This window comes from bacterium, assembly GCA_040755795.1.
Classification (GTDB): Bacteria; UBA9089; CG2-30-40-21; order CG2-30-40-21; family SBAY01; genus JBFLXS01.
On record JBFLXS010000268.1, the window covers coordinates 1 to 5,540 of the forward strand.

The window sequence follows — 5,540 nt, forward strand, 5'->3', positions numbered from 1 at the left end:
TTCAACACGACACTAACTTTTGATGGACATTAATACAGGCATTAATAATCCTATCACTTAACTCTTCTTTTCTCCACTTCTCCATCTTCTCCCTTTCTCCTTATTTTTATCCTACCTGAACTCTTACCAATAATTACATTTAGATTATTAATTTTATAATCGCAAATTTTATGCTAACTCTAATTTCTGTCTTGCTATTATTAGAGTTAAAAAAATTTACCACAAAAAACATCCTGCCTTTATTGTTCAATTATTAAACACTTCCAAAAGGTCAAAGGTATAAGTTTTTGAGATATAAATAGTTACAACTTTTTTAAAAAAAATTTATTTTTTTGCTTGACAAAATAATTAAAATTGGATATAATTTTTTTGCTTTGATTGGGATGGGAAAAATTTGAATATAAAAATAATAAGGGACCGAAGTGAGATACTATACCCTTTTAATATATACCACACATATAAATAAGAGAGAAAGAATAACTTAAGTCAGTCTTGATGTTTATTCAAGGGAAAAATGTATTATTCTTTAACTCGATTGTCTCTTAGATGTGTGGTATTTTTGTGTCTAATAGTTACCAAAAAATAAGGGCAAAAGTAACAGAAGAAAAAAACTAAGAATTACCCCCTCTTAGCTATTGGTTCTTCTTCACATTACCCTTGCCCTATTTTTTTATATTATACACTATTTTTTAAAAAAAGTCAAGATTTAATTTTAAAAAAATTACTGTGATTCAGACATTAGATAAAACCACAGATAAACACAGATGTACTCAGATATTAAAAAATTAATCTGTGGGTATCTAACAAAATGAATAAGGAATTTAAGTATAAAGAGACAACTCATCAAATTCTAAACGCTGTCTTTGAAGTACATAATGCTTTAGGATGTGGATTCTTAGAAAAAGTCTATGAGAATTCACTCATTCACGAACTAAGATTAAAAAAATGTTTGCAAAGACCCAGTTAGAATATGAAAGATTAGTAGTATAAATGATGAACACAGATATTATCAGTGTTAATCTGTGTGTATCTGTGGTTTCTTATGTCTGAATTGAAGTTTAAAAAAATTAAGGTAAGATTATGAATAACTTTAATGGAATAATTGGTAACAGTGTCAAAATGCAACAAATTTATCATCTTATAGATATATCTGCAAAAACCAATGTTCCAGTTCATATCTATGGAGAAACTGGCACAGGTAAAGAATTAGTTGCTCGAGCTATACATAATCGAAGTAAAAGAAGAAATTATATCCCGATAAACTGTGCCGCCATACCTCATGATTTAGCCGAAAGTGAGCTATTTGGTCATGAAAAAGGGGCTTTTACCTCAGCCATTAAAGACCGATTAGGTAAGCTGGAATTAGCTCAAGGGGGAACTATACTTTTTGATGAAATTGGAGAGATGAGTATTCCTTTGCAGGCTAAATTATTGCGTGTTGTGGAAGATAAAATATTTTATCGAGTAGGTGGGACTAAATCTATTAATGTTGATATTAGAATAATTTCAGCCACGAACAAATCACTATTAAATCAGGTTAAAAATGGACAGTTTAGAGATGACCTTTATTATCGGTTATCCGTGTTTCAGATAAATTTACCACCTTTACGAGAGCGTAAAGAAGATATTCCTGAATTAGTTAAGCACTTTATAAAAATGGCTAATGAGGAAACTAATAAAGATGTTAGGGATATTGATAATCTGGCATTAACTAAATTAATGGAATATGATTGGCCAGGGAATATCCGTCAACTTAGCAATTGTATTCTCAAGGCAGTCATTGTTGCCAGTCGTTCTCATATTACCATTGAGGATATTCACTTACCAATATTCATACCGACTAATGGGAAATTAAAGCTACAACAGGAGGATGAGGCGGCTTATGATAAAAAAGGTCAAGATTCATCTTCGTTAGTTGATTTAGAAATAACGGCAATTAAACGGATGCTTGAGGAAAAGAATGGAAATAAAAAAGAAACCGCTAAAGCATTAGGAATAGGTCGTTCATCTCTTTATTGGAAGATACGGAGATATAATTTATCGTAAGTGTCCAATAATTGGACACAAGACCTCTTTTATAGAAATTACAAGCAAATGTTTAAATTAGTGTCCAAAAATTAGAGTCTTGAGAAATAGTTTTGGATAGGAAATACTTTATATAACTTTAAGTAAAGTAATAAGTAAGATAAAATTAAAGAAAGTTAGCATAAAATTTGCTCTCTTATGAGTAGGGGTAAGCTACTGGGTATAAGCAGTTGAACAACGGAGATTGATACCTGCATATGCTTATACCCAGTTAACAAATATTTACGATAGGGGATTGATATAACTAAGGGAAGATAGTGATTATTTTTACACACTATAAAAGCCAATAGTGGGTCAAGGACCTATTATTGGCTTTTTTTTGTTTAGAGGAGGTCAAATTATGAAAAAAATCATTAATATGGGTTGGTTAATTACTCTTATTCTAATAGTTGGTGGATACCTTTCATCAGTAGAGGCTATTTCTATTGTGCCAAGTATTGTAAAATTATCATTGACACAAGGAGAGAGTAAAAGCAATGTTTTTGAGATTAATAATGGCGGAAATGAAGAAGTTTATGTTGAGATATTCACAAAGGACTGGATATTAGAAAACAATAGCCGGAAATTTGCACCTGCAGGCACACATTCACGGTCATTAAGTAAGTGGATAACCTTTGAGGAAGAAAGTTTTACCCTTGCCCCAAAACAAAAGCGCTCACTCCGCTATGCAATAGATGTTCCACAAAACGCTGAAGGTGGATATTGGGGATTAGTTTGTTTCAATTCCCGACCATTAAAAAAGGGTGGCGGGGTTAGAGTTGCTACACAATTGGTATCTTTTGTTGGGGCTGAAATTACTGGAACTTTGAAAAAAAAGATTGAAATAATTGAAATATCAGCAGAAAATATTAAAGATAGAGGATTTCGATTTCAAGCAAAATTGAAAAATCTCGGTAATTCACCTCTATTTCAACCATCTCCAGTTGGAAAGTTTAAAATTAAGGATAAAAACGATAATGTCATTGCCGAAGGAAATTTAGAAGGAACAATGATTTTACCCAATGAAATCGGTGATTATACCTCCGAATATTTTAAATTAAACACACCTGACGAAAATAAGTATTTAACAACAATTATTTTTGACTATGGCGATACAAAACTTATTGGTAAAAAAGTTATATTGCCCACAAATACCTTTTATAATTGGCAGGTATTAGAGAAACCAGCGACTAAAGAGGCAACAGAAACCAGTGACAAGAAACAATAATTTGTCTTTTTCAGGAGTTTTAATTATACTTTGGGCTTTATATCCTGAATCTTCTTTAGCCATATCCGGTTCTGGAAATTACACATTCGAACTTGAGGAAAATCTATCAATGGCAATTTATAGTCTTAATCTTGATGGAAGACAAAAAGATTTATATTTTAACTCATCAACCAATTTTCAGATTAATGTCCGGGATAAAAAACCTGATTTCACGAATACTCAACTAACTATTTATAACAAACTGTATAATTTAGCCTTATTTAATCTATCTTATGGAATAAGCCGATTAGTCGAGCCCAATTTGAATTTATTTGGGGTTAAATTTGAAATGAAAAGAAAAGCACAGACATCAACTTTTTTTGCCGGAAAATCTGCTGGCTCTCAAGTTATGGGGATAAAAACAAACACAGAATATGGCTCAAATACATCTTATGGCTTATTTTTATGGGCTAAAGAAAATACTCAAATACTCGGCTTAGATTTCTCAAAACCTATCCATAAATTCTCAAACCTACAAGGTGAATGTTATTTAAATAACGAAAACCAGTGGGGATTACTTTTTAAAAATTTAATAAACTATAAAAAAACTACCTTACGAACTGAATATTCAATAATAAACAATGTGCCTGATTTTAACTTGTTTGCCAACTACAAAACTAAAAGATTAAATACAGAAATTGAATATTCCAGAACCAATCAGGCTAATTTATGGAAATTAAAAGGTGATTTTAAAACGGACAAATTTAATGCCGGTGGATATATTTCCAATAAAAAGGATTTATCAGAAAGCTTATTATATAATGGTTATGTTGGGTATAATTTAAAAGTTTTAAAAAAGATTACTTCTTCTATTTCGTATTCACATTCTTACACTCATCTCTCACAACTATCAACTGAAAATATCTATGATAGTCTTTTTTTAAAAACAACTTACCTTGAATCTAAATATCCGTTATCTATAGTCACCAACATAGGAATTGAGATGGAAAAACAAGAAAGCCCGACTTCCCTTAAAAGGGAAGTAACCTTTGAAAAAGGTCTGCAATTACGATATGAATATTATGGATTTAGACCGTGGGTAAATTTTAATGTAACAACAGGTGAGGATAAAATCAACACATCTTATCAAAAACAATCAAATTCTATATCTTATGGAATTAGTAAAAATATTAGTCGAAAATTAAACATATCCTATAATTGTTATCAATCAGAAGATAAATCACAATCTTCATCCGGAGAAAGAATTAATAATCGAATAAACAAATTCCTTACCCTCGATTATAAATTTCCAAAACTACCACTAAATTTAACGACAAAGATTTACTGGATAAATGATAATAAACCAACATCTTTTTTATCACTTACCTATCAACAGAATAAGAAAAAAGATACAATGGTTAAGTCCCAAGATGAGGAAATAAAATATACCAGGTATAGACCGGTCAAGATTGGGACACAAACCCCAAATATCGCTTCATTAAGTAAGGAATTTCCAAACCAGGAGACATTACTCCATTTAGGAAAAGTAACAATAATGGTTTTTAAAGATACGGATTTTGATAGTAAGTTTGTGAAGGAAAAAGATGAGCCGATAAAAGGTGTCAGGCTAAAGTTAGATAAAACAGAAGTAATTACTAATGAAGAAGGAAAGGCACTATTTCTGGATATTCCAGCAGGCACATATACATTTGCCATAGATTTAAGTCAAGTTCCCATTGGTTTTACCTCAAAAACAAAGATTGAACCAATCCTCCAGATAAAGGAAGGAGAAGATATTTATTGTGATTTCCCTATTGTTCGGACAGGTAAAATAAGGGGCACAGTTTTTAGAGACAAAAATCGTAATGGCATTCAGGATGAAGGAGAAGACGGAGAGGAAAATATCCTTATCTATGCCAATGATGCCCCTTGCTATACATCATTTACTGGTGGCTATAAATTTAATAGTGTTATCCCTGGTGTAGTCAGGGTTAAAATAGATAAAAAATCACTTCCAGATAATTTTGAAGTTACAACGAAAGGGTGTATTGAAATTAGTCTTTCACCTCAACAAGAGATAAAGAATATCAACTTTGGCATTGCCGAAATCGAACCAGAGGTTGAGTTTGAATAAGGGTTGACGTAACCGTTCAGGGATATAGCCACAGAGTCACAGAGAACACAGAGGGAATATAGCAGTTATTAGTCAAAATTTTACTCAGAGTGGATAAGTAAAAAATCCCAAATCCCAAGCACCAAATCTCAAATA

General features: G+C 31.5%; 4 protein-coding genes. All 4 read left to right on the forward strand.

Annotation, left to right across the window (positions count from 1 at the left end):
- Nucleotides 1–808 precede the first annotated feature (808 nt).
- Nucleotides 809–967 carry a GxxExxY protein gene (locus AB1414_14390; protein MEW6608611.1) on the forward strand — a complete coding sequence of 53 codons (159 nt, stop codon included), beginning with the start codon at nucleotides 809–811 and terminating at the stop codon, nucleotides 965–967.
- Nucleotides 968–1,080: 113 nt separating this feature from the next.
- Nucleotides 1,081–2,046 carry a sigma-54 dependent transcriptional regulator gene (locus AB1414_14395; protein ID MEW6608612.1) on the forward strand — a complete coding sequence of 322 codons (966 nt, stop codon included), beginning with the start codon at nucleotides 1,081–1,083 and terminating at the stop codon, nucleotides 2,044–2,046.
- 379 nt (nucleotides 2,047–2,425) lie between these two features.
- The gene (locus AB1414_14400; GenBank protein ID MEW6608613.1) at nucleotides 2,426–3,292 is read left to right on the forward strand and encodes a hypothetical protein; all 867 of its coding nucleotides are present in this window, start codon (nucleotides 2,426–2,428) and stop codon (nucleotides 3,290–3,292) included.
- Nucleotides 3,276–5,405 (forward strand): hypothetical protein, encoded by a 2,130-nt coding sequence (locus tag AB1414_14405; protein ID MEW6608614.1) that lies wholly within the window; start codon nucleotides 3,276–3,278, stop codon nucleotides 5,403–5,405. Before AB1414_14400 ends, AB1414_14405 begins: the two co-directional genes overlap by 17 nt.
- The last annotated feature ends 135 nt before the right edge of the window (nucleotides 5,406–5,540 follow it).